20 protein-coding genes are annotated in these 20,495 nt (G+C 64.4%); 13 read left to right on the plus strand and 7 right to left on the minus strand.

Going from position 1 to position 20,495, the window contains the following annotated elements:
• Positions 1-41: 41 nt before the first annotated feature.
• Genes lptF through rsmA form a run of 5 tightly spaced genes read left to right on the plus strand, consistent with a single transcriptional unit; the run spans position 42 to position 6,800 of the window.
• A complete protein-coding gene (gene lptF, locus FG93_RS17845; RefSeq protein ID WP_043236740.1) occupies positions 42-1,235 on the plus strand; it encodes an LPS export ABC transporter permease LptF in 1,194 nt (397 codons plus the stop codon).
• Positions 1,235-2,323, plus strand: coding sequence for an LPS export ABC transporter permease LptG (gene lptG / locus FG93_RS17850; protein WP_043236742.1), 1,089 nt, complete (start codon positions 1,235-1,237; stop codon positions 2,321-2,323). The genes lptF and lptG overlap by 1 nt, the downstream gene beginning before the upstream one ends.
• Before the next feature lie 58 nt (positions 2,324-2,381).
• Entirely contained in the window at positions 2,382-4,883 is a 2,502-nt protein-coding gene (locus FG93_RS17855) for an LPS-assembly protein LptD (RefSeq protein ID WP_052513901.1), read from the plus strand.
• Between the two features lie 49 nt (positions 4,884-4,932).
• On the plus strand, positions 4,933-5,949 hold the full coding sequence (gene pdxA / locus FG93_RS17860) for a 4-hydroxythreonine-4-phosphate dehydrogenase PdxA (protein WP_043236900.1): 1,017 nt from the start codon (positions 4,933-4,935) through the stop codon (positions 5,947-5,949).
• A complete protein-coding gene (rsmA, locus tag FG93_RS17865; RefSeq protein ID WP_043236746.1) occupies positions 5,946-6,800 on the plus strand; it encodes a 16S rRNA (adenine(1518)-N(6)/adenine(1519)-N(6))-dimethyltransferase RsmA in 855 nt (284 codons plus the stop codon). The genes pdxA and rsmA overlap by 4 nt, the downstream gene beginning before the upstream one ends.
• Before the next feature lie 9 nt (positions 6,801-6,809).
• On the opposite strand, the gene gmk is transcribed toward rsmA, so the two are convergent.
• The 3 genes from gmk to mltG form a co-directional block, all read right to left on the minus strand.
• Complete coding sequence (gene gmk / locus FG93_RS17870) at positions 6,810-7,457, minus strand: guanylate kinase (protein ID WP_043236747.1); 648 nt, start codon at positions 7,455-7,457, stop codon at positions 6,810-6,812.
• A gap of 6 nt (positions 7,458-7,463) precedes the next feature.
• Positions 7,464-8,345 carry a YicC/YloC family endoribonuclease gene (locus tag FG93_RS17875; protein ID WP_043236749.1) on the minus strand — a complete coding sequence of 294 codons (882 nt, stop codon included), beginning with the start codon at positions 8,343-8,345 and terminating at the stop codon, positions 7,464-7,466.
• Positions 8,346-8,527: 182 nt separating this feature from the next.
• On the minus strand, positions 8,528-9,760 hold the full coding sequence (mltG, locus tag FG93_RS17880) for an endolytic transglycosylase MltG (protein ID WP_244448647.1): 1,233 nt from the start codon (positions 9,758-9,760) through the stop codon (positions 8,528-8,530).
• Between mltG and FG93_RS33650 the strand changes: the two genes are divergently transcribed.
• Complete coding sequence (locus FG93_RS33650; protein WP_244448648.1) at positions 9,753-9,983, plus strand: hypothetical protein; 231 nt, start codon at positions 9,753-9,755, stop codon at positions 9,981-9,983. The genes mltG and FG93_RS33650 overlap by 8 nt on opposite strands.
• Before the next feature lie 44 nt (positions 9,984-10,027).
• Here FG93_RS33650 and fabF read toward each other — a convergent pair whose 3' ends face one another.
• The 4 genes from fabF to fabD form a co-directional block, all read right to left on the minus strand.
• A complete protein-coding gene (gene fabF, locus FG93_RS17885) occupies positions 10,028-11,293 on the minus strand; it encodes a beta-ketoacyl-ACP synthase II (RefSeq protein ID WP_043236903.1) in 1,266 nt (421 codons plus the stop codon).
• A 45-nt stretch (positions 11,294-11,338) separates the two neighbouring features.
• Positions 11,339-11,572 carry an acyl carrier protein gene (locus FG93_RS17890; protein ID WP_043236751.1) on the minus strand — a complete coding sequence of 78 codons (234 nt, stop codon included), beginning with the start codon at positions 11,570-11,572 and terminating at the stop codon, positions 11,339-11,341.
• A 256-nt stretch (positions 11,573-11,828) separates the two neighbouring features.
• Complete coding sequence (gene fabG / locus FG93_RS17895) at positions 11,829-12,566, minus strand: 3-oxoacyl-[acyl-carrier-protein] reductase (RefSeq protein WP_043236753.1); 738 nt, start codon at positions 12,564-12,566, stop codon at positions 11,829-11,831.
• Between the two features lie 37 nt (positions 12,567-12,603).
• Positions 12,604-13,548 carry an ACP S-malonyltransferase gene (gene fabD, locus FG93_RS17900; protein ID WP_043236755.1) on the minus strand — a complete coding sequence of 315 codons (945 nt, stop codon included), beginning with the start codon at positions 13,546-13,548 and terminating at the stop codon, positions 12,604-12,606.
• 326 nt (positions 13,549-13,874) lie between these two features.
• Here fabD and rpsF point away from each other — a divergent pair, with 326 nt between their 5' ends.
• The 7 genes from rpsF to radA all read left to right on the plus strand — a co-directional run bounded on the left by rpsF (position 13,875) and on the right by radA (position 20,462).
• The gene (rpsF, locus tag FG93_RS17905; protein WP_043236756.1) at positions 13,875-14,327 is read left to right on the plus strand and encodes a 30S ribosomal protein S6; all 453 of its coding nucleotides are present in this window, start codon (positions 13,875-13,877) and stop codon (positions 14,325-14,327) included.
• Positions 14,328-14,330: 3 nt separating this feature from the next.
• Positions 14,331-14,576 (plus strand): 30S ribosomal protein S18, encoded by a 246-nt coding sequence (gene rpsR / locus FG93_RS17910; protein ID WP_038367644.1) that lies wholly within the window; start codon positions 14,331-14,333, stop codon positions 14,574-14,576.
• A gap of 141 nt (positions 14,577-14,717) precedes the next feature.
• Positions 14,718-15,671: a hypothetical protein gene (locus FG93_RS17915; protein ID WP_043236759.1), complete on the plus strand. Its 954-nt coding sequence runs from the start codon at positions 14,718-14,720 to the stop codon at positions 15,669-15,671.
• A gap of 36 nt (positions 15,672-15,707) precedes the next feature.
• Positions 15,708-16,274: a 50S ribosomal protein L9 gene (rplI, locus tag FG93_RS17920; RefSeq protein ID WP_043236760.1), complete on the plus strand. Its 567-nt coding sequence runs from the start codon at positions 15,708-15,710 to the stop codon at positions 16,272-16,274.
• 166 nt (positions 16,275-16,440) lie between these two features.
• Positions 16,441-17,928 (plus strand): replicative DNA helicase, encoded by a 1,488-nt coding sequence (locus FG93_RS17925; protein ID WP_043236762.1) that lies wholly within the window; start codon positions 16,441-16,443, stop codon positions 17,926-17,928.
• Entirely contained in the window at positions 17,925-19,058 is a 1,134-nt protein-coding gene (alr, locus tag FG93_RS17930; RefSeq protein ID WP_081881629.1) for an alanine racemase, read from the plus strand. The genes FG93_RS17925 and alr overlap by 4 nt, the downstream gene beginning before the upstream one ends.
• Before the next feature lie 6 nt (positions 19,059-19,064).
• On the plus strand, positions 19,065-20,462 hold the full coding sequence (gene radA, locus FG93_RS17935; RefSeq protein ID WP_043236763.1) for a DNA repair protein RadA: 1,398 nt from the start codon (positions 19,065-19,067) through the stop codon (positions 20,460-20,462).
• Positions 20,463-20,495: the final 33 nt, after the last annotated feature.

Raw genomic sequence — 20,495 nt, forward strand, 5'->3', positions numbered from 1 at the left:
CCAAGGGGAGCCTCGCCCTCGGTGTCACCGGAAGCTAACGCGTGCGTCTTCTCCGTCTCGACCGCTACATCCTGAAGATCGCCGCGGTCGCAGCGATCGTGCTTCTGATCGGGCTGACGAGCGTGATCTGGGTGACGCAGGCCCTGCGCGAGGTCGACCTGATCACCGGTAAGGGCCAGACGATCTATATCTTCTTCACGGTGACGCTGCTTTCGCTGCCAGCCTTGATCGCTGGCATCGCGCCGGTCGCACTGTTCATGTCAACGCTCTACACGCTGAATCGTCTGAACGGCGATTCGGAGTTGATCGTCATGAATGCGGCCGGAGTCGCGCCCTACCGGCTGACCCGCCCGTTCATCGTGCTGACGCTGGCGACCTCGCTCCTTGTCGGCTGGATGGCGATTTCGGTCATGCCCGCTGGGTTCCGTGCGCTGCGGGACCTGATCACGCTGATCAGGGCTGATTTCGTCGCCAATGTCGTGAAGGAAGGCCAGTTCGTTTCACTCGATTCCGGCGTGACGTTTCACTACCGCGAGCGTTCGGGTGACGCGCTGCTCGGCATTTTCATGCAGGACCGCCGCGACCCCAGCCAGCCCGCCGTCTATATCGCCGAACGCGGCCGGACCGTGGAATCAGAGGGCAACAGCTTCCTGATGCTGGAGAAGGGAACGATTCAGCGCGAGGCCAAGAACAAGGAATCGACTTCGATCATCTCCTTCGAACGCTATGCGCTCAATCTGTCTGCATTGTCGGGCGAGCCGACAGGCGGCGATGGCGAGGGCAATGGCGACAAGGTGATCTACAAGCCACGCGAACGCACGACGTGGGCCTTGCTGCGACAGGACCCGAATGAGGCCTATTACAAGCTGCAGGCTGGGCGGTTCCGCGCCGAACTGCACAATCGTCTTTCGGCACCGCTCTATCCGATCGCGTTCATGCTCGTTGCCTTCGCCGCCCTCGGCGAAGCGCGAACAACGCGTCAGGGCCGCAATGTCGCGATCCAGGCAGCGATTCTGATTGTCGGCGCGGTCCGCATCGGCGCTTACGCCGCATGGACGGCCAGCGTCAGATCCGGTTTTGCAGTCGTCCTGCTCTACCTTCTGCCGCTGGTCACGATCATCTGCTCCACGACCCTGATCATGTTTGGCGCGTCGCTGCGGCCGCGGCTCAACAAGCTGTTCGAGCCTATCGTCCTGTCGCTTTCCGCCCTGCCCTCTCGCCTGCGTCGCGCCTGATGCTGCTTGTCTCGACCTTCGGCCGATACCTGACGAAGCGCTTCGCACGCGCCATCATCAGCGTGTTCAGCACCTTCTTCTTTCTGATCCTGACGCTTGATTTCGTCGAACTGATGCGTCGAGCCGGCGATTCTCCGCTCGCGACGACGCCGCAGATCATCAAACTCGCGCTCTTTCGTGCGCCGGCAGTGGCGGAACAGATCTTCCCCTTCGCCGTCCTGTTCGGCGGCATGTTCGCTCTGCTGACGCTGAGCCGAAAGCTGGAGCTCGTGGTAGCCCGCTCCGTCGGCGTCTCAGCCTGGCAATTCCTGCAGCCTGCCGCATTGGTCGCAGCAGTGATCGGCTTTGTCTCGATCATGATCTACAACCCGCTCGCAGCCGAACTGAAGCGGAGCGCGACGACCCTCGAAGCCAGGCTGTTCGCGAGGAGCACGCAGGCGTCCGGGGCGCAGGAAATCTGGATCCGCCAACGGAGCGTCGACGGGCAGGCGATTATTCGCGCCGCGGCGGCCTTGCCGGACGCGTCAGGTCTCTCGCAGGTCGCGGTCTTCAACTTCGACGCGAATGGCGGCTTTAACGAGCGCGTGGAGGCGCGGGAAGCGGTCCTGCATCGCGGTTATTGGGAATTGACCGACGCGCGCGTCGTGTCTGCCACGGAAGAGCCACAGAGCTACACGACCTATCTGCTCGCGACGACTCTGGAGCCCGACCAAGTGCGGCAAAGTTTCACCCCGCCTGACGCTGTCGGGTTCTGGTCGATGCCGACGGTGATCGAACGAACACAGAAGGCGGGCCTTGATTCCACACGCTACGAACTGCGTTATCAGTCGCTCAAGGCGCGGCCGCTTCTGCTTGTCGCCATGATCTTGGTGGCGGCATCCGTTTCCTTAAGATTTTTCAGATTTGGTGGTGTCACAAGATTGGTGATAGGTGGCGTGGCGGCCGGGTTCGTGCTCTATGTGGCGACGCAGCTGTCGGAAGAACTTGGGGCATCGGGGATCGTCAATCCCATGGTGGCCGCGTGGTTGCCGGCGGTTGTGGGGACGATGCTCGGGGCGCTCGCTCTCCTTCACCAGGAAGACGGGTAACTTGTACTGTGCCTATGGTTAATTTTGGATTGAGCGTATGGCCTCTGGCGTGAGACGCATGGCTCGTTTTGCCGCGGCGACCGCCCTCGCCTCGAGCTTGACCTATTGCCTGACGGCAGGGGGCGCTTTGGCGCAAGCTCCGGCGAAGCCGCAGGAGCGCATGGTCGTCGACGCGCGCGAGCTGGTCTACGACAACAAGAACAACAGCGTTTCGGCCGTTGGCGACGTCCAGATTCTCTATCAGGGACGTACGATCGAAGCCGACAAGGTCACCTATGACCGCGCCAGCAAGCGCGTCATCGCCAGCGGCAATGCCCGGATCACCGAATCGAACGGCACCGTCATCACCGGTGATCGCTTCAATCTGACCGACGATTTCCGTGACGGCTTCATTGATTCGCTGCGCGTCGTGAACCCGGACAAGACGCGGTTTACCGCACCGCGCGCGGAGCGCACGGACGGCGAGACCTTTGTCTTTGAAAAGGGCATCTACACGGCTTGCGAGCCGTGCAAGGACAAGCCCGAAAGACCGCCGCTGTGGCAGGTCCGCTCGGCTCGGATCATCCACAAGAAGTCCGAGCAGACAATCTATTACGAATCCTCCCGACTGGAATTCGCCGGAGTTCCTATTGCGTATATCCCGTACATGTCGGGTCCGGATTCGACGGTGAAGCGCAAGAGCGGCTTCCTGTCGCCGACCTTCACCAACACCGGAGCGCTCGGGTTCGGCGTCGGCCTGCCCTATTTCCTCAACCTCGCTCCCAACTATGATCTGACTGTCACGCCAAGCTATCTCTCGCGGCAGGGCTTCCTCGGTCAGGCCGAGTGGCGTCACCGGCTCGTCAATGGATCCTATAACATCCGTGCTGCCGGTATCTTCCAGGCGGAGCCGGATGCCTTCCTCGCAACGCCGTTCGGCGCAGCCGATGATAATTTCCGCGGTTCAGTGGAGACCACGGGCAAATTCTACCTGAATCCGCGCTGGTCCTTCGGCTGGGACGTCGCGATGTCAACGGACCGCTGGTTCTGGAAGAACTATCGGATCCGGAGCGAGAGCATCAGCTCGACCACCTTTTTGCAGGAATCGATCTCTACGGGCTATCTCAACGGCCAGAGCCCGACGGCCTGGTTCGACCTGCGAGGCTATTATTTCCAGCCTCTGACCTCGTCCGATTGGCAGAAGCAGCAGCCCGTCGTGCTGCCGGTGCTCGACTACAACAAGCGAGTGCACAAGCCGGACGTCATTGGCGGTGAACTGGCGTTCAATGTGAACGTCACAAACCTGACGCGCGATGCTGCTGCCTTTCAGCAGATTCCGGCCCAGAAGACCTTCCTGCTCACCACGCCGAACCAGCTGTATGACGGCTGCGCGGTCTACCAGAAGGACCAGTGCCTGGTGCGCGGCATCGGCGGCTCGGTGGCTCGCGCGACGGCAGACGTGTCCTGGCGGCGGAACTTCATCGATTCGATCGGGCAGGTCTGGACGCCCTATGCGTCGGTTCGCGCGGACATCTTCTCGGTCAATCCCTCGACGACCGGCTTTGCCAACGCCAACGTGTCCTCGATCTTCAACACATCCGACGATGTCTTCGGACGCGTCATGCCGGCGGTCGGCCTGATGTACCGCTACCCCTTCGTGGCAAAGACCTCGTGGGGCACGCATATCATCGAGCCCGTCGCCCAGATCGTTGCGCGTCCGAATGAGACCAATGTCCTGCGCGTCGCCAACGAAGACGCGCAAAGCCTCGTCTTCGACGACACCAACCTGTTCGAGTGGAGCGGCAAGTTCTCCGGCTATGATCGGGTCGAGGGTGGGACGCGTGCGAATGTCGGCGCACTGTACACGGGCCGCTTCGGCAAGGAGGCCTACGCCAATTTCCTTGTCGGCCAGTCCTTCAATCTCGCCGGGCGCAATTCCTTCGCACAAGCCGACCTTGTCAATGCCGGACTGGATTCAGGCCTCGAAACGAAACAGTCCGATTTCGTAACCCGGGCGCAGATCTCGCCGTTCAGGAACTTCTTCCTGACTGGCGCGGCGCGGCTGGATGAAACGACGTTCGAGGCGCAGCGGATCGACGCAGGCGCCACATACAGCAATGGCGTTGTGACGACTTCGGTGACCTATGGCCGCTATGAGCCCCAACCCGAGTTGGGCATTCCGCGGCGGCGCGAGGGTCTCGGCCTGAACGGCTCGCTCGGGGTCGCGCAGTACTGGCGCGTACGAGCCGGGGTCTTGTTCGACCTCGACAAGTACAAGTTCGACCGGGAGCGCTATCGCGACGCCGTCGCTGCGGCGCAGCTCGATCCCGCGGCGCTTGCGGCAATCACCTACCCGAAGACCGGCCTGTTCCAACCCGCCTCGATGAGCCTGGGTATCAACTACACGGACGAATGCACCGTGTTCGACGTCTCCTATTCGCAGTCCTACGCCGACCGGCAGTCCGGCGCCACGAAGGATACGCGAACGGTGATGTTCCGGCTTGAACTGCGCACCTTGGGCGAGATCAGCTACTCGCAGAACCTGGGCCAATCGACGGGTGACGGTGTCACCTCGCGCTGAGAATGGGATCAGGGTTGCTGCGCGCGAGCCGGTGCGGGTGGAGAAACAGGTGTCGCCGCGACTGCTCGCTCTCACGCAAGGTGATCCGTCAGGCATCGGGCCGGAGCTCGCCTTGAAGGCCTGGCTGCTGCGGGAATCTGCGGCACTTCCACCCTTCGCCTGCATTGCCGATGCCGGCCTTTTGGAAAGCCTGTCACGGCGGCTTGGGCTCGATGTACCCGTCGCGCGCTGCACCTGGCATGAGGCGGAGGCGCTCTTCGAACAGGCCCTGCCCGTCATCGCGCTGGAGAAGACCGCGATCGTGATATCCGGACACCCTGATCCGGCCACGGCTTCGGGGACCATCGAGGCGATTGATCGTGCCGTCGCTGCAGTGCGCGAAGGGCATGCGGCAGCACTAGTCACCAATCCCATTGCCAAGAGCGTTCTTTACGCCGCCGGTTTCTCCCACCCCGGCCACACGGAATATCTGGCGCATCTTGCGGCGGATGGAGGCAGAGCGCCCCACCCCGTGATGATGCTCTGGTGTGAAGATCTGGCGGTCGTTCCGGTGACGATCCACGTGCCGCTCAGCGCAGTACCATCGCTGCTCACGACGGATCTCATTGTCGAGACTGGGCGAATTGTCGCTCGCGAACTGGCCTCCCGCTTTGGAATTGCGCAGCCGCGGATCGCATTGAGCGGGCTGAATCCGCATGCGGGAGAAGGCGGAGCGCTGGGCACGGAGGATTCTGCGGTGGTGGCGCCGGCTGTCGCGCGCCTCAAGGCGTTGGGAGTCGACGCCAGCGGTCCCTATCCTGCCGACACAATGTTCCATTCCCGCGCCCGCGCCGGCTACGACGCGGCACTGGCAATGTATCACGACCAGGCCCTGATCCCGATCAAGACGATTGCCTTCGACGAGGGCGTCAACGTCACGCTCGGCCTGCCCTTCATCCGCACGTCACCCGATCACGGGACGGCCTTCGACATCGCAGGCCGCGGCATTGCCCGCCCCGACAGCCTTTGCGCCGCGCTGCGGCTGGGAGCCCGTATGGCAGCCCATTCCGAAAGCCGCCTGCCATGAGTCAGATCGACACGCTGCCGCCGCTGCGCGAGGTGGTCGAACGCCACGGGCTGATGGCGCAGAAATCGCTGGGCCAGAACTTCCTGTTCGATCTCAACCTGACGAGCAGGATCGCCCGCGCCGCCGGTCCGCTTGACGGCGAGACAGTGGTGGAAATCGGCCCTGGCCCCGGAGGGTTGACGCGTGCCTTGCTCGCCAACGGGGCTGGACGTGTCATCGCGGTTGAGCGTGATCGACGCTGCCTGCCGGCACTGGCCGAGATCGCCGCACATTACCCGGGCCGGCTTGAGGTGATCGACGGCGATGCGCTTGCAGTCGACCTCTCCATTCATCTCGGCGGCTTGCCCGCCCGGATCATCGCGAACCTGCCCTACAATATCGGCACGCCGCTGCTCGTTGGCTGGCTTAGCCTGGAACCCTGGCCCTCCTGGTGGAGTTCGCTCACGCTGATGTTCCAGCGCGAGGTGGCGGAGCGCATCGTCGCAACCCCGGAGCAGCGCGCCGACTATGGCAGGCTGGCCGTTCTCGCGAACTGGCGCTGCGAAACCAAGATCCTGTTCGACGTGCCCAGGTCCGCCTTCGTGCCGTCGCCGAAAATCACGTCTTCGGTCGTTCAACTCGTGCCGCGGCCGAAGCTAGAGCCCTGCGAACAGAGATTGCTGGAGCGTGTCACTCTCGCTGCCTTCGGCCAGCGCCGGAAGATGCTGCGCCAGAGCCTCAAGGCCGTGACGCCCGATCCGCAGCCGATGATCGATGCCGCGGGGCTGTCGCCAACGGCGCGCGCAGAAGAAGTGCCCGTTTCAGGTTTCGTGCGCCTCGCCAACGCCTTCGCTGCGCTGAAGACCGGATAGCAGTGCTCCTTACGAGATTGCCTCGCTGAGGAGCCCGGCGACAAATTCGCTCATGCCAACCGCGCGCGAACGCTTCAAGCGCTCGGCGGTGAGGATGGCGCGGACCGATTCATAGGCAGCACCGAGATCGTCATTGATGATGACGTAGTCGTAGACGCTCCAGCGAGCGATCTCGTCGCGGGCATTGTCGAGCCGCTTGGCGATAACCTCTGGCGCATCCTCGGCGCGACGCACAAGGCGGGAGCGCAGTTCCGCCATCGACGGCGGCAGGATGAAAATGGCGACGACATCCTCGCGCGCCTTTTCAAGGATCTGCTGCGTGCCCTGATAGTCGATGTCGAAGAGCACATCGCGGCCAGCCTTCAGCGCGTCCTCGACGGGCTTGCGCGGCGTCCCATAGCCATTGCCATGGACCTCGGCCCATTCCAGCAGTTCATCGCGCTCGCGCAACGTGTCGAAGGCCGGACGGTCGATGAAGTGGTAATGGACGCCATGGATCTCGGAGGGGCGCTTGAGCCGGGTCGTGACCGAGACAGACAGATCGAGATTGGTTTCCTTCTGCGACAGGGTTCGCGTCAGAGTCGATTTGCCCGCTCCCGATGGAGAGGACAGGATCAACATCAGGCCGCGACGGGCCGGGCGCACCAGATCGGCCATCAGCCGTCACTCCACATTCTGAACCTGTTCGCGCATCTGGTCGACGACCGTGCGCAATTCGAGCCCGATGCGCGACAGCCCGGCATCACCAGCCTTGGCGCAAAGCGTTGACGATTCTCGCCCGAACTCCTGCGCGAGAAAGTCGAGCTTGCGGCCGATCGGCCCGCCCTGAGCGAACAGGGCCTGCAACGCGGCGACATGAGCATGCAGCCGGTCGATCTCCTCGCGGATATCGGCCTTGACCGCAAGCAGCGCAGCCTCCTGATGCAGGCGCTGCGGATCGAGCGCCGGGCTGGCATCGAGCAGAGCCTGCACCTGCGTCGCGAGCCGTGCGCGGATCGCGTCCACAGTCCGCCCGGGATGCTGCTCCGCCTCGTCGGTCAGCCGGGCAATGCTGGCAAGGTGCCCGGTGAGAACGGCTTCAAGCGCTCGCCCCTCGGCGGAGCGCGCTTCCTTGAGACCAAGGACCACTGCTTCCAGGCCGGCAAGCAAGGGAGGTTCGAGCAGCGCCAGGACATCCTCGTCCTCGTCGGCAATCTCGACCACGCCGCGAATCCCAAGGAGCGCGTCAAAGGAGGCTGGGCGGATTCCGTCAGACGCAGGCAGTCTCGCAACGGATTCCAGTAGGCCAGCGAGCACAGCCTCGTTGATACGTGGTTTCGCCGGCCGGGCATCGCTATTGATTGAGAGGTTGACGTGCAATGTGCCGCGAGAAAAAGCGCCGCCCAGGCGCTTGCGTGCCGCCTCGGCCAGGGCTTCGAATCCGGAGGGCACCCGGACGCGCACGTCGAGGCCGCGCGCGTTGACGCTGCGGATTTCCCATGCCCAGGCATGAAGTCCTGCGGTACCGGCTGCGCGGGCAAATCCGGTCATGCTCTCGATCGCCATGGACGCTGAAACTCCCCCGACGGTTCACCGTGCGATTGAACTGCACGGGATCGCCGCTTGACGCTGTATCTGATGCGGCGGGACCGTAGTGAGGGGAAACACCACTCGCAAGTCGCGCTGCACACTCGGCAGCGCGAAGATGGGGAGAAATCAGTGCGGCTGCCAATGCTTGCCGCTGCTGCTCAGGGCCGCAGTGCAGGAACCTGCTTGGGCGAGTTGAGATCGTAGCTTCGGTTCAGCAGGGGATCCCGGTTCGTCCCTTCCGACGCATCGAAGGCGCGCACGCGCGTCCCCGCCGGACCATCCGCCGACGCTCGTCGGTTGCCCGCCGCGGTCTCGGTGTCCCCGGACGTCGCATCAGCGGCCCGCGAGGCGCCAGGCGCCTCGGTGCGGTTATCCGGCGCCGGCGGCGGCTCCACCTTGTCGACGTTGGAATCCGGCGAGGGCTTGCCCGCTTCGCGCCGCTGCGACTCGACCTGCCGCCAACGGGCGACATTGCGGTTATGCTGCTCCAAGGTCTCCGCGAAGGCATGCCCGCCGCTGCCATCGGCAACGAAATAGAGATCCTTGGTCCGCGAATGGTTGACTACGGCCTCCATCGCGGCGCGGCCCGGATTGGCGATCGGGCCCGGCGGCAGGCCGTCGATGACATAGGTGTTGTAGGGCGTCGCTTGCGTGATCTCGTTACGCTGGATCGCGCGGCCGAGCGTGCCCTTGCTGCCGACGATCCCGTAGACGATCGTCGGGTCGGATTGCAGCTTCATCTTGCGGTTCAGACGGTTGATGAAGACGCCGGCAACGCGCGGGCGCTCGTCGGCACGGCCGGTTTCCTTCTCGACGATCGAAGCCAGGATCACCAACTCCTGCGGCGTCTTGATCGGCAGGTCCGCAGGGCGGCGATTCCAGACGTCGTTGAGGATGCGGCGCTGATCGCGCGTCATCCGGTCGACGATCGCCTGCCGTGTGAACCCGCGCGGAAACTTGAAGGTATCGGGCAGGATGGTCCCCTCGCGAGGCACCTGAATGACGTCGCCCGTGAGGAGATCATTGTCGCGCAGCCGCGCGATGATCTGTTCGCTGGTCAGGCCTTCCGGCACTGTGATCGAATGCTCGACCGCCTTGCCCTCGGCAATGATGTCGAGAATGTCCTGCTGGCTGGCGCGGGCCTTGAACAGGTACTCACCCGCCTTGAGCTTGGTCCAGTTGCCGGAGATCAGCGCCGAAACCTTGAAGGTCCAGGGATGCTCGATCAGCCCCTCGCGCTGAAGCAGTTCGGCGATTTCGGTGAGACCGCTTTCCTTGGGGATGATCAGGACACGGTCGCTCGCGAGCGGCCCAGGCGCCTTGCTTTGGCTGCCGACCACCGCGATTCCGGCACCGACGACGCCGGCCAATACGAGCGCAGTCGTGAACAACCCGCTGAGCATTCCGATGAAGGGATTGCGCCTCCTGCGACGCACCTTCGGCGGCGGCGCAGGCGGCGCTACCGGCTTCAACGCCTCGCTCGGGCTCTTCGGGGCGACGCGGGGCGAAGTGTTCACAGTGCTGGCGCTCGCGTTCTGGTGTCGTGAGGTTCGCCGCAATGCCCTTGCGATGCGACGCATTTCGAGCCTGTCCCGAAATCCGATGACAGACTAGCAGAAATTATGGCGAAAGCGCGCTGAGCCCTTTGGGCCGATGCGTCAGTCAACGAAACGACGGATCACCAGCGAGGCGTTCGTCCCGCCAAAACCGAAGGAATTCGACAGGGCGATCTCGATGCCGCGCTTCTTCGCGACATTCGGCACCAGGTCCAGATCGGTCTCGACGGATGGATTGTCGAGATTGATCGTCGGCGGCGCGATCTGGTCGCGAATCGCGAGAACCGTGAAGATCGCCTCGATCGCGCCCGCCGCGCCGAGCAGGTGTCCCGTCGCCGACTTGGTCGAGGACATGGCAGGCTTCCGCGGGGCGTTGGCGAGCAGCCGCTCGACTGCCCGCAGTTCGATCTCGTCGCCGAGCTGGGTCGAGGTGCCATGCGCGTTGATGTAGTCGAGATCACCCGCGGTGACGCCAGCACGATCAAGCGCCGCCGACATGCAACGATAGGCGCCGTCACCATCCTCAGCCGGCGAGGTGATGTGATAGGCGTCCCCCGACATGCCATAGCCGACGATTTCGGCATAGATGCGCGCGCCGCGCGCCTTGGCATGCTCGAGATCCTCGAGAACGACGACCCCTGCCCCCTCGCCCATCACGAAGCCGTCGCGATCCTTGTCATACGGACGCGAGGCCTTCTCGGGCGAGTCGTTGAAGCCCGTGGACAGAGCACGACAAGCGCAGAACCCGGCAATGCCGATGCGGTTGATCGCCGATTCGGTGCCGCCCGCGACCATGACCTTGGCATCGCCGAGAGCGATCATGCGCGAGGCGTCGCCAATGGCATGGGCACCGGTCGAGCAGGCCGTGACCACTGCGTGATTCGGCCCCTTGAGGCCGTGCGTGATCGAGACATAGCCGGCGGCGAGATTGCTCAACCGGCCGGGAATGAAGAAAGGCGAGAGGCGGCGCGGGCCGCGCTCCTTGAGCAGGATCGACGCTTCATAGATGCCGCCGAGCCCACCAATGCCGGAACCAATCGCGACACCGGTCGCGATCTGGTCCTCATAGCTTTCGGGTTTCCACCCGGCATCATTGAGCGCCTGCGTCGCAGCTGCCATTGCGAAGACGATGAAATCATCGACCTTGCGCTGTTCCTTGGGCTCCATCCAATCGTCAGGATTGAAGGTGCCGTTGGAACCATCGCCACGCGGGATATTGCAGGCGATCTGGGCGGGAAGGTCGCTCGCGTCGAAGCTCGTGATCGGACCGGCGCCGCTGGCGCCGGAGATCAGACGTGACCAGGTCGGCTCGACGCCGCATGCAAGCGGCGTCACCATGCCAAGCCCGGTCACCACGACACGTCGCATGGTGTAGCTGCGTGGGCTCATGATGCAGTAACGGCCAGAGGCCGATCAGGCGCTCTTCGAGAGGAACTTGACGGCATCACCGACCGTGACGATCGTCTCAGCCGCATCGTCCGGAATCTCGACGCCGAACTCTTCCTCGAAAGCCATCACGAGCTCGACCGTATCGAGGCTGTCGGCACCCAGATCTTCAATGAAGTTGGCGCCTTCGACGACCTTCTCGGGTTCGACGCCGAGATGCTCGATCACGATCTTCTTCACGCGCTCGGCGACATCGCTCATGGATCTTTTCCTCAAAGCTTGAAACGCATCGCTGGATCGCGATGCGTGTAGGGAACCGCTCCCGCCACCCGGCACCCCTTCCGGAATGCCGCCGGGGCGGAACTCTTAAGGCTGCACAAACGCAACAACAGGGTTCGCGTCAAGTCCCCCTGAGCACGCGCGCTGCAGCGCGACGGCGCTAGTTAACATACTCGTCGATAGCTGACGAGAGCCGGAAACCGATCTCGGAAGGTTACGAAGAACCTTCTCAAGGCATTCAAATCATTGCCATTCCACCGTTGACGTGAAGCGTCTGCCCGGTCACGTAAGCGGCCTCGTTGCTAGCGAGATAGGCAACCGCCGCAGCAACATCGTCACCCACACCCAATCGGCCCATCGGTACGTCGGCGAGGATGCCCTCGCGCTGCTTATCGTTAAGGGCCTGGGTCATGGGCGACTCGATGAAGCCCGGTGCAACGACGTTCACGGTGATGTTGCGGCTCGCGACTTCCGCCGCCAGGGCCTTGGACATCCCGATCAGGCCGGCCTTGGAGGCGGCATAGTTGCCCTGCCCGGGATTGCCGGTGACGCCGACAACTGAACCGATCGAAACGATGCGGCCATACCGGCGGCGCATCATCGTCTTCACGGCCGCCCGCGACAGCCGGAACGCCGCGGTCAGATTGACGGCGATCACGCTGTCCCAGTCCTCGTCCTTGAGGCGAAGGAAAAGATTGTCTCGCGTCACACCAGCATTGTTGACGAGGATATCGAGCCCACCGAGCTTCTCCTCGGCAGCCGGGACGAGTGCCTCGACCGAATCCTTGTCCGACAGGTTGCAGGGCGCAATCACCGCGCGCTCGCCGAGTTCGGCCGCGAGAGCTTCGAGCGCTTCGACCCGCGTACCGGACAGCGCGACGCTGGCGCCGAGACCATGAAGCGTGCGGGCGATCGCGCCTCCGAGGCCACCGGTCGCGCCGGTGACCAGGGCTTTCTTCCCCGTCAGGTCAAACATGCTGCCTCCCTTTATATGTATCCGGCGTCCTGCCGGTTCACCCGTTCTGGGCACTGTAATTGCGAATATCGTCGGCGGCTCCGAGCGAAACCGCGCTCGTACCAGCAGCGATACGCTTGACCAGGCCTGCCAGCACCTTGCCGCTGCCGGCCTCGACGAAACGGGTCACGCCGGCATCCGCCATGGCTTGCACGCATTCACGCCAGCGCACGGTTCCCGTCACCTGCGCCACCAGCGAGGCGCGGATCGCGTCAGGGTCGCTCAGCGGAGCAGCGCCGACATTGGCCATCACCGGAATGACGGGCGGCGCCAGGGCGACCTTGGCCAAGGCCTCGCGCATGGCATCGGCGGCAGGCTGCATCAGCGCGCAATGGAAGGGTGCAGACACCGGCAACGGCAGGGCGCGCTTGACACCGCGCTGGCCGGAAAGCGCAATCGCCCGCTCGATCGCTGCCTTGCTGCCGGACAGAACGACCTGCCCGCCGCCATTGTCATTGGCAGCCTCGCAGATCTCGCCTTGCGCTGCGTCCCTGGCGATCTCGCGCGCCTGGGCGAGCTCGACGCCAAGCAACGCGGCCATGGCCCCCTCGCCTGCCGGCACGGCCTTCTGCATGGCGTCGCCGCGAATCCGGAGCAGACGAGCGGCATCCGCAATCGAGAAGCTGCCAGCAGCCGCCAGCGCAGAATATTCGCCGAGCGAGTGGCCAGCGACGAAGGCCGCATCGCGCTGCAGCGACAGACCGGCCTCCGCCTCGAGGACACGGATCACGGCAAGGCTGACCGCCATCAGGGCCGGCTGGGCATTGGCGGTCAGCGTCAGATCCTCGGCAGGACCATCCCACATAATTGTCGAAAGCTTCTGCGACAGGGCGTCGTCGACCTCGGCGAAGACCGCCCTGGCCACCGGAAAAGCGTCGGCCAAGGTCTTGCCCATGCCGACGGCCTGAGAGCCCTGACCGGGAAAGATGAACGCGGTTGTCATGCTGAGAAAATCCCGATGTTCATAATTTAGTCATCGCGACGGGGCTCTCACATTGCTTGGGAGGCCAAGTCAAGCTTTGCTGGAGAATTCGCAGTCATTCATGCAGTGATTTGGCTTGCGGAAATGGCCCCGACGCTGTATCAGCCGCCTCCTGTTTGTTCGGCCGGAGGCTGAACGGATGGCGGGCAGCTCACTGAGCGTCTCGCAGGTTCGGCTCTCGAACCGCCATCCCGTGTCTCCGCCTTCGATGAAATCCTGTCGGGCCTTATCCAGGGCTCGGAGGGCTCCGCGCCGAGCGAAACAGGGTGAAACAAAGGAAGGCCATTATGGCATTGTACGAGCATGTGCTGCTCGCGCGGCAGGATGTCAGCGCGCAGCAAGTCGAAGCTCTTGTCGAACAGTTCAAGGGCATCATCGAGGCAAATGGCGGCTCGGTCCCCAAGACCGAGTACTGGGGCGTGAAGTCGCTCGGCTATCGCATCCGTAAGAACCGCAAGGCTCATTACTCGCTGCTGAACATCAACGCACCATCCGCCGCCGTGCTGGAGATGGAGCGCCAGATGCGCATCAACGAAGACGTCCTGCGCTTCCTGACGATCCGCGTCGAGGAGCTCGAGGAAGGCCAGTCGGCGATGCTGCAAAAGCGCGATCGTGACGACCGCGGCGAGCGCGGCGGTGATCGCTTCGACCGCGGCGGCGACCGGTTCGACCGCGGCCCGCGCCGCGACCGTCCGCGTCGCGACGACGAGACCACCGAAACCACCGGCACGGAGGCCTAAGCCATGTCGACCGCTTCCGCCGGCGCCCGCCGCCCCTTCTTCCGCCGCCGCAAGTCCTGCCCGTTCTCGGGCGAAGGCGCTCCGAAGATCGACTACAAGGATGTGCGCCTGCTTTCGCGCTACATCTCCGAGCGCGGCAAGATCGTGCCGTCGCGCATCACGGCCGTATCGGCCAAGAAGCAGCGTGAGCTCGCCCAGGCGATCAAGCGCGCCCGCTTCCTGGGCCTGCTGCCTTACGTCATCCGCTAAGCGGATTGCGACCCATCGCCGGTGCCTGGCACCGGCGATGGCCCTAACCCCGAGTCGCCCAGCGGTGAAACCCCGCCGGGTATGTTGAGGCGAGATGCCTCTCACCCTGCCATTTCGAGCAGCGGGACAGCAGGACGAAGAATGCTTCCGATCGTCGGCATCGGTGCGGGCCTTGTCTCGGCCCTTCTTTTCGCAGTGGTGATCACCGGATCGCCGCTGGCCTTTCTGCTGTATTCTGCAGCCCCTCTTCCGATCTTCATCGCGGCACTCGGCTGGAATCATCGCGCAGGACTGGTTGCGACCGCAGCCGGCGCGATCGCCGGTATGATCGCGCTCAGTTTCGCCGCCGGGCTCAATTTTGCACTGATCGTTGCGCTGCCAGCCTGGTGGATTGCCTATCTCGCGCTGCTTGCCCGCAACGACGACACTGGCGGCGCCGAGTGGTATCCGCTCGGCCATCTTCTGGTCTGGATCGCCGCGATAGCCGCGCTGACCACAGTCGGCAGCGCTCTCGTGATGACGACGGATTATGACACCTATCGCACGGTGATTGCACGCGTCATCGAGAACCTGCTCTCCGAGATGGTCCGCAGCCGCTACATCACCTTGCCTGCGGATGTGAAGGTTTCCGAGCTTGCGCTGACGCTGGCGCCGGCGGTCCCCGTCGGGATCGGCGCGTCCTTTGTCACGACGATCGTCGCCAATCTCTGGCTTGCGGCCAAGGCGGTGCAGGTCTCCGGCCGACTGCCGCGCCCTTGGCCCTTCATTCCCGCGACGACGGTTCCTCGCCGCGCGCTGATCCTGCTCGGTCTGGCGATGGCGACCGCTACGCTCGGCGGCTTCATCGGCGTTGCCGGGGCGGCGATGACCGGCGCACTCCTCGCTGTCTTCATGTTCAGCGGGCTGGCGACGATCCACGACCTGACGCGCGGCAAAGCCTGGCGCGGCCCGGCGCTGATCTCGGTCTATCTCGCACTCTTCGTCATGCAGGCCCTGCTGACGCCATTGCTGTCGCTTGCCGGCATCGTCGATTCGCTGCTGGGGCGCCGAAAGGCCCCCAGCCCGCCCTCCGTTCCACCCATGCCTAACGCCTGACACCCAACACAAGCCAACACAAGAAGGAGAAGACCAATGGAAGTGATCCTGCTCGAACGCGTCGCCAAGCTCGGCCAGATGGGCGAAGTCGTCCGCGTGCGCGACGGCTTCGGCCGCAACTTTCTGCTGCCCCGCGGCAAGGCGCTGCGCGCCACCGAAGAGAACAAGAAGCGCTTCGAGACGCAGCGCGCCCAGCTCGAGACCCGCAATCTCGAACTCAAGAAGGAGGCCGATTCGGTCGCCGAGACGCTGAACGGCCACTCGGTCGTGATGCTGCGCCAGTCGGGCGAATCCGGCGTGCTCTACGGTTCGGTCTCGACCCGCGACATCGCCGAGGCCCTGACCTCGGACGGGTTCAGCGTCGACCGCAGCCAGATCACGCTGAACGCGCCGATCAAGACGCTCGGCCTGCACACCGTTCCGGTCGTGCTGCATCCGGAGGTTTCGGTCACCGTCACCGTCAACATCGCCCGTTCCGCCGAGGAAGCCGAGCGCCAGGTCCGCGGCGAGAACGTCACGGCTCGCGAAGAGTTCGATCTTGACGATCTCGGCCTTGAGGTCGGTGCGGCGCTGGCCGAAGCCGGCGACAGCGACGATCGCTGAGGCGCCCTCGTCCAACCATGAGTCAAGGGCGCCGTGGCAACACGGCGCCCTTTTCGTTGGAGGGTTGTGAAGATCGGGAGGAAGACGCATTGCCTGCTGGCATCGGGCGTCAGGGTGCTAGACTACACATGATCCGACTCATCCCAGCTGAGCTTGCCCGCAGATCATGGCCACTGCCACCGCCCTCGTTGCCCGTCTCGACAATCAAGAGGCGGAGTATCGTGTCCAGCCGCATAATATCGAGGCTGAACAGGCGTTGCTGGGCGCCATCCTGGTCAATAACGACGCGTTCTACCGGGTCTCCGACTTTCTGCTGCAGGACCATTTCTTCGAGCCGATCCACCAGCGCATCTTCGAGCTGACCGCGAGCCTGATCCGAGCGGGCAAGATCGCGACGCCGATCACGCTGAAGACATTCCTCGCCGAGATCGATCTTGGCGGCATCACGGCCTCGCAATACCTTGCTCGCCTCGCGGCCGAGGCCACGACCATCATCAACGCGCAGGATTACGGGCGGACGATCTACGAGCTCGCCATCCGCCGCCTGCTCATTGGCGTCGGCGAGGATCTGGTCAACGTCGCCTATGACGCACCGGTCGAGATGGCGCCGCGCGAGCAGATCGAGGAGGCCGAGCGCCGGCTCTACGAGCTGGCCGAGAAAGGTCGCTACGAGGGTGGTTTCCAGAAATTCGACGGCGCCCTGCGCCTCGCGATCGACATGGCGGCGAGCGCCTATCAGCGCGCCGGCGGTCTCTCAGGCATCTCGTCGGGCCTCCGCGATCTCGACCAGCGCATGGGCGGCCTGCAGCGCTCCGACCTGATCGTGCTCGCCGGCCGCCCGGCCATGGGCAAGACGTCGCTGGCGACCAACATCGCGTTCAACATCGCCAAGGCCTGGCGCGGCGAGCGGCAGGATGACGGTTCGCTCAAGTCCGTAGACGGCGGTATCGTTGCCTTCTTCTCGCTCGAAATGTCGGCCGACCAGCTCGCGACCCGTATCGTCGCCGAACAATCGGGCATCTCGTCCTACAAGATCAGGCAGGGCCGCATCTCCGAGGCCGATTTCGCGCGGCTGGCCGATGTCGCAAACCAAATCGAGAAACTGCCGCTCTATATCGACCAGACCGGCGGCCTCTCGATCGCGCAGCTGATGGCGCGCGCGCGACGGCTGAAGCGCCAGAAGGGGCTCGATGTTCTCTTCATCGACTACCTCCAGTTGCTCTCGGGTTCGGCCAAGAAGGGCGAGAATCGCGTGCAGGAGCTGACCGAGATCACGACCAGCCTGAAAGCGCTGGCGAAGGAACTCTCGGTACCGATCATCGCGCTCTCGCAGCTTTCGCGCCAGGTCGAGAACCGCGACGACAAGCGGCCCCAGCTCTCGGACCTGCGCGAATCCGGCTCGATCGAGCAGGACGCCGACGTCGTGATGTTCGTCTATCGCGAGGAATATTACCTCAAGGGCAAGGAGCCGCGTGCCGGGACACCGGAGCATGCGACTTGGCTCAACGAGATGGAGCTGGCCCATGGCCTCGCCGAATTGATCATCGGCAAACAGCGTCATGGCCCGACCGGCACCATCGCCTTGCAGTTCGATGCCGACGTCACACGCTTCTCCGACCGCGCCGAAGAAGCCCATTTGCCGGAACATATATGACCGCCTTCGACTCCCCGGATGCCGGCATGGCCGGCGCGACACTGACGATCGATCTTGGGGCGCTGGTAGCGAACTGGCATGCGCTCGGGCAACGTGCCAGCGGTGCCGAGACCGGCGCCGTGGTCAAGGCCGACGCCTATGGCATCGGCATCGAGCCCGCGGTCACAGCTCTCGCCAAGGCCGGCTGCCGCACATTCTTCGTCGCCCATCTGTCCGAGGGCGTTCGGGCCCGAGCGGTGGCTCCGGACGCGGCGATTTATGTGCTGAACGGCCTCTTGCCGGAAACCTGTGGCTACTTTGCCCAGCACGGCCTGTCACCGGTGCTCGGCTCGCATGAAGAACTGCTCGAATGGGCCGCATTCCGCCAGGGCGGAGCCGCAGCCAGGCCGGCCGCCCTGCATGTCGACACGGCAATGAACCGGCTCGGGCTCTGGGCCGGCGAAGGTTTGAACCTCGCTCGCGAGCGCTCGGGCACGATCACGGCAGCCGGCATCGGTCTGGTGATGTCGCATTTCGCCTCATCCGAGGATGAAGCCGATCCGGCCAACGCGCGGCAAGCCGCCGCCTTCGCCGAGATTGCTGCTGCTTTCCCCGGCATTCCCGCCTCGCTGAAGAACTCCTCGGGTCATTTCCTTAGGGATGTCCCGTCTTACCAACTCACCCGGCCGGGCTATGCGCTCTATGGCGGCAATCCGACGCCGAACCGGCCCAACCCGATGCAGCCTGTCATCGGGCTGGAGGCACGCATTCTCCAACTGCGCGAGGTCAAGGCCGGCACGCAGGTGGGTTATAACGGCCGCTGGACGGCACGGGGGCCGCGTAAGCTCGCCACGATCTGCCTCGGCTATGCTGACGGCTATCCGCGCAATGCGAGCTGGACGGATAGCAGCACCGGCGGCTCGGCCATCGTCGGCGGCGTCACCTGCCCCTTCGTCGGCACTGTCTCGATGGACCTGATCATCATCGATGTCACGGAAGCGCCTGCGGCTGCCGCCGTGCGGGGCGCGCCGGTGACGTTGATCGGCGGGCCGCTCGACATCGATACGGTTGGCACTGGTGCAAAGACCATCGGCTATGAGATCCTGACCAGCCTCGGCCGGCGCTATGCGCGCCGCTATGTCGGGCTCTAGTGCGGCATGGCGAAACGCGGCCCGACCTATACCTGCCAGGCCTGCGGCGCGGTTTATCATCGCTGGCAGGGCAAATGCGACGCCTGCGGCACATGGTCGTCGCTCAGCGAGGAAGCGCAGGCCGCGCCGGTGCCAGGCGGGCGCGGCTCGTCGAACGGCCGTGCGCGCGGCCGCGTCTTTGCGCTTGAGACGCTCAGGGGCGAGACACAGGACGCTCCCCGTATTGTCGCCGGCATCGGTGAACTCGACCGGGTCACCGGTGGCGGCTTCGTGCCGGGCTCGGTGCTGCTGATCGGCGGCGATCCCGGCATCGGCAAATCGACCCTGCTGATGCAGGCTTGTGCAGCACTCGCGAATGGCGGCCATCGCGTCGTCTATGTCTCGGGCGAAGAATCGACCGGGCAGGTCCGCCTGCGGGCCGAGCGCATGGGCCTCGCCGATGCGCCCGTCGACCTTGCCGCCGAAACCAATGTCGAGGACATCGTCGCCACCCTCAATCAGGGCCAGCGCCCGGCCCTCGTCGTGATCGATTCGATCCAGACCATGTGGTCGGGCGAGGTTGAAAGCGCGCCGGGCACGGTGACGCAGGTCCGCGGTTCGGCCCAGTCGCTGATCCGCTATGCCAAGACCAGCGGCGCCTGCCTGATCCTCGTCGGCCATGTCACCAAGGACGGGCAGATCGCCGGGCCCCGCGTGGTCGAGCACATGGTCGACGCCGTTCTCTCCTTCGAGGGCGAAGGCGCGCATGCCTTTCGCGTCTTGCGCGCGCAGAAGAACCGCTTCGGGGCGACCGACGAGATCGGCGTTTTCGAGATGACTGGCAAGGGATTGTCGGAAGTCTCCAATCCGTCGGCGCTTTTCCTGGCTGGACGCGACCAGGCTGCCCCCGGCGCCGCCGTCTTCGCCGGGGTCGAGGGCACGAGGCCGGTACTGGTCGAGATCCAGGCACTGGTCTCGCCGACCTCGCTGGGTACGCCGCGGCGCGCAGTCGTCGGCTGGGAAAACAGCCGTCTCGCCATGGTGCTCGCCGTGCTCGAAACCCATGGCGGCCTCAGGCTCGGCCAGCACGATGTCTATCTCAACGTGGCCGGCGGCTTGCGGGTCAATGAGCCGGCCGCCGATCTGGCGGTTGCGGCCTCGCTCATCTCCTCGCTGACCGGAGCGATCCTGCCCGCGGAAGGCGTTTATTTCGGCGAGATTGCCCTGTCGGGGGCGATTCGCCCGGTTTCCGTCGCTGCGGCCCGGCTGCGCGAGGCAGCAAAACTGGGCTTCGAGGCGGCGCTCCTCCCCGCGGGAGGAGCAGATTTCGGCGATGGCAGCGGGCTTGGATTGCGCCGTTTCGGGCATGTTGCGGAGCTGGTCGCCGACATCGCGGCCCGCGCTCCTCGCAGGGATGTGAAATGAACCGCCCCCAAAGGTGACGGAACCCGTTCGAAC

The organism is Allobosea sp. LC85 (assembly GCF_000735605.1).
In the GTDB taxonomy this organism is placed as follows: domain Bacteria; phylum Pseudomonadota; class Alphaproteobacteria; order Rhizobiales; family Beijerinckiaceae; genus Allobosea.

What these genes read in the sequence shown, in the direction of transcription:
- lptG (WP_043236742.1), top strand. Translation starts at nt 1,235, where the DNA reads ATGCTGCTTGTCTCGACCTTCGGCCGATACCTGACGAAGCGCTTCGCA.
- FG93_RS17855 (WP_052513901.1), top strand. Translation starts at nt 2,382, where the DNA reads ATGGCTCGTTTTGCCGCGGCGACCGCCCTCGCCTCGAGCTTGACCTAT.
- rsmA (WP_043236746.1), top strand. Translation starts at nt 5,946, where the DNA reads ATGAGTCAGATCGACACGCTGCCGCCGCTGCGCGAGGTGGTCGAACGC.
- gmk (WP_043236747.1), bottom strand. Translation starts at nt 7,457, where the DNA reads ATGGCCGATCTGGTGCGCCCGGCCCGTCGCGGCCTGATGTTGATCCTG.
- FG93_RS17875 (WP_043236749.1), bottom strand. Translation starts at nt 8,345, where the DNA reads ATGGCGATCGAGAGCATGACCGGATTTGCCCGCGCAGCCGGTACCGCA.
- fabF (WP_043236903.1), bottom strand. Translation starts at nt 11,293, where the DNA reads ATGCGACGTGTCGTGGTGACCGGGCTTGGCATGGTGACGCCGCTTGCA.
- FG93_RS17890 (WP_043236751.1), bottom strand. Translation starts at nt 11,572, where the DNA reads ATGAGCGATGTCGCCGAGCGCGTGAAGAAGATCGTGATCGAGCATCTC.
- fabG (WP_043236753.1), bottom strand. Translation starts at nt 12,566, where the DNA reads ATGTTTGACCTGACGGGGAAGAAAGCCCTGGTCACCGGCGCGACCGGT.
- fabD (WP_043236755.1), bottom strand. Translation starts at nt 13,548, where the DNA reads ATGACAACCGCGTTCATCTTTCCCGGTCAGGGCTCTCAGGCCGTCGGC.
- rpsF (WP_043236756.1), top strand. Translation starts at nt 13,875, where the DNA reads ATGGCATTGTACGAGCATGTGCTGCTCGCGCGGCAGGATGTCAGCGCG.
- rpsR (WP_038367644.1), top strand. Translation starts at nt 14,331, where the DNA reads ATGTCGACCGCTTCCGCCGGCGCCCGCCGCCCCTTCTTCCGCCGCCGC.
- FG93_RS17915 (WP_043236759.1), top strand. Translation starts at nt 14,718, where the DNA reads ATGCTTCCGATCGTCGGCATCGGTGCGGGCCTTGTCTCGGCCCTTCTT.
- rplI (WP_043236760.1), top strand. Translation starts at nt 15,708, where the DNA reads ATGGAAGTGATCCTGCTCGAACGCGTCGCCAAGCTCGGCCAGATGGGC.
- FG93_RS17925 (WP_043236762.1), top strand. Translation starts at nt 16,441, where the DNA reads ATGGCCACTGCCACCGCCCTCGTTGCCCGTCTCGACAATCAAGAGGCG.
- alr (WP_081881629.1), top strand. Translation starts at nt 17,925, where the DNA reads ATGACCGCCTTCGACTCCCCGGATGCCGGCATGGCCGGCGCGACACTG.
- radA (WP_043236763.1), top strand. Translation starts at nt 19,065, where the DNA reads ATGGCGAAACGCGGCCCGACCTATACCTGCCAGGCCTGCGGCGCGGTT.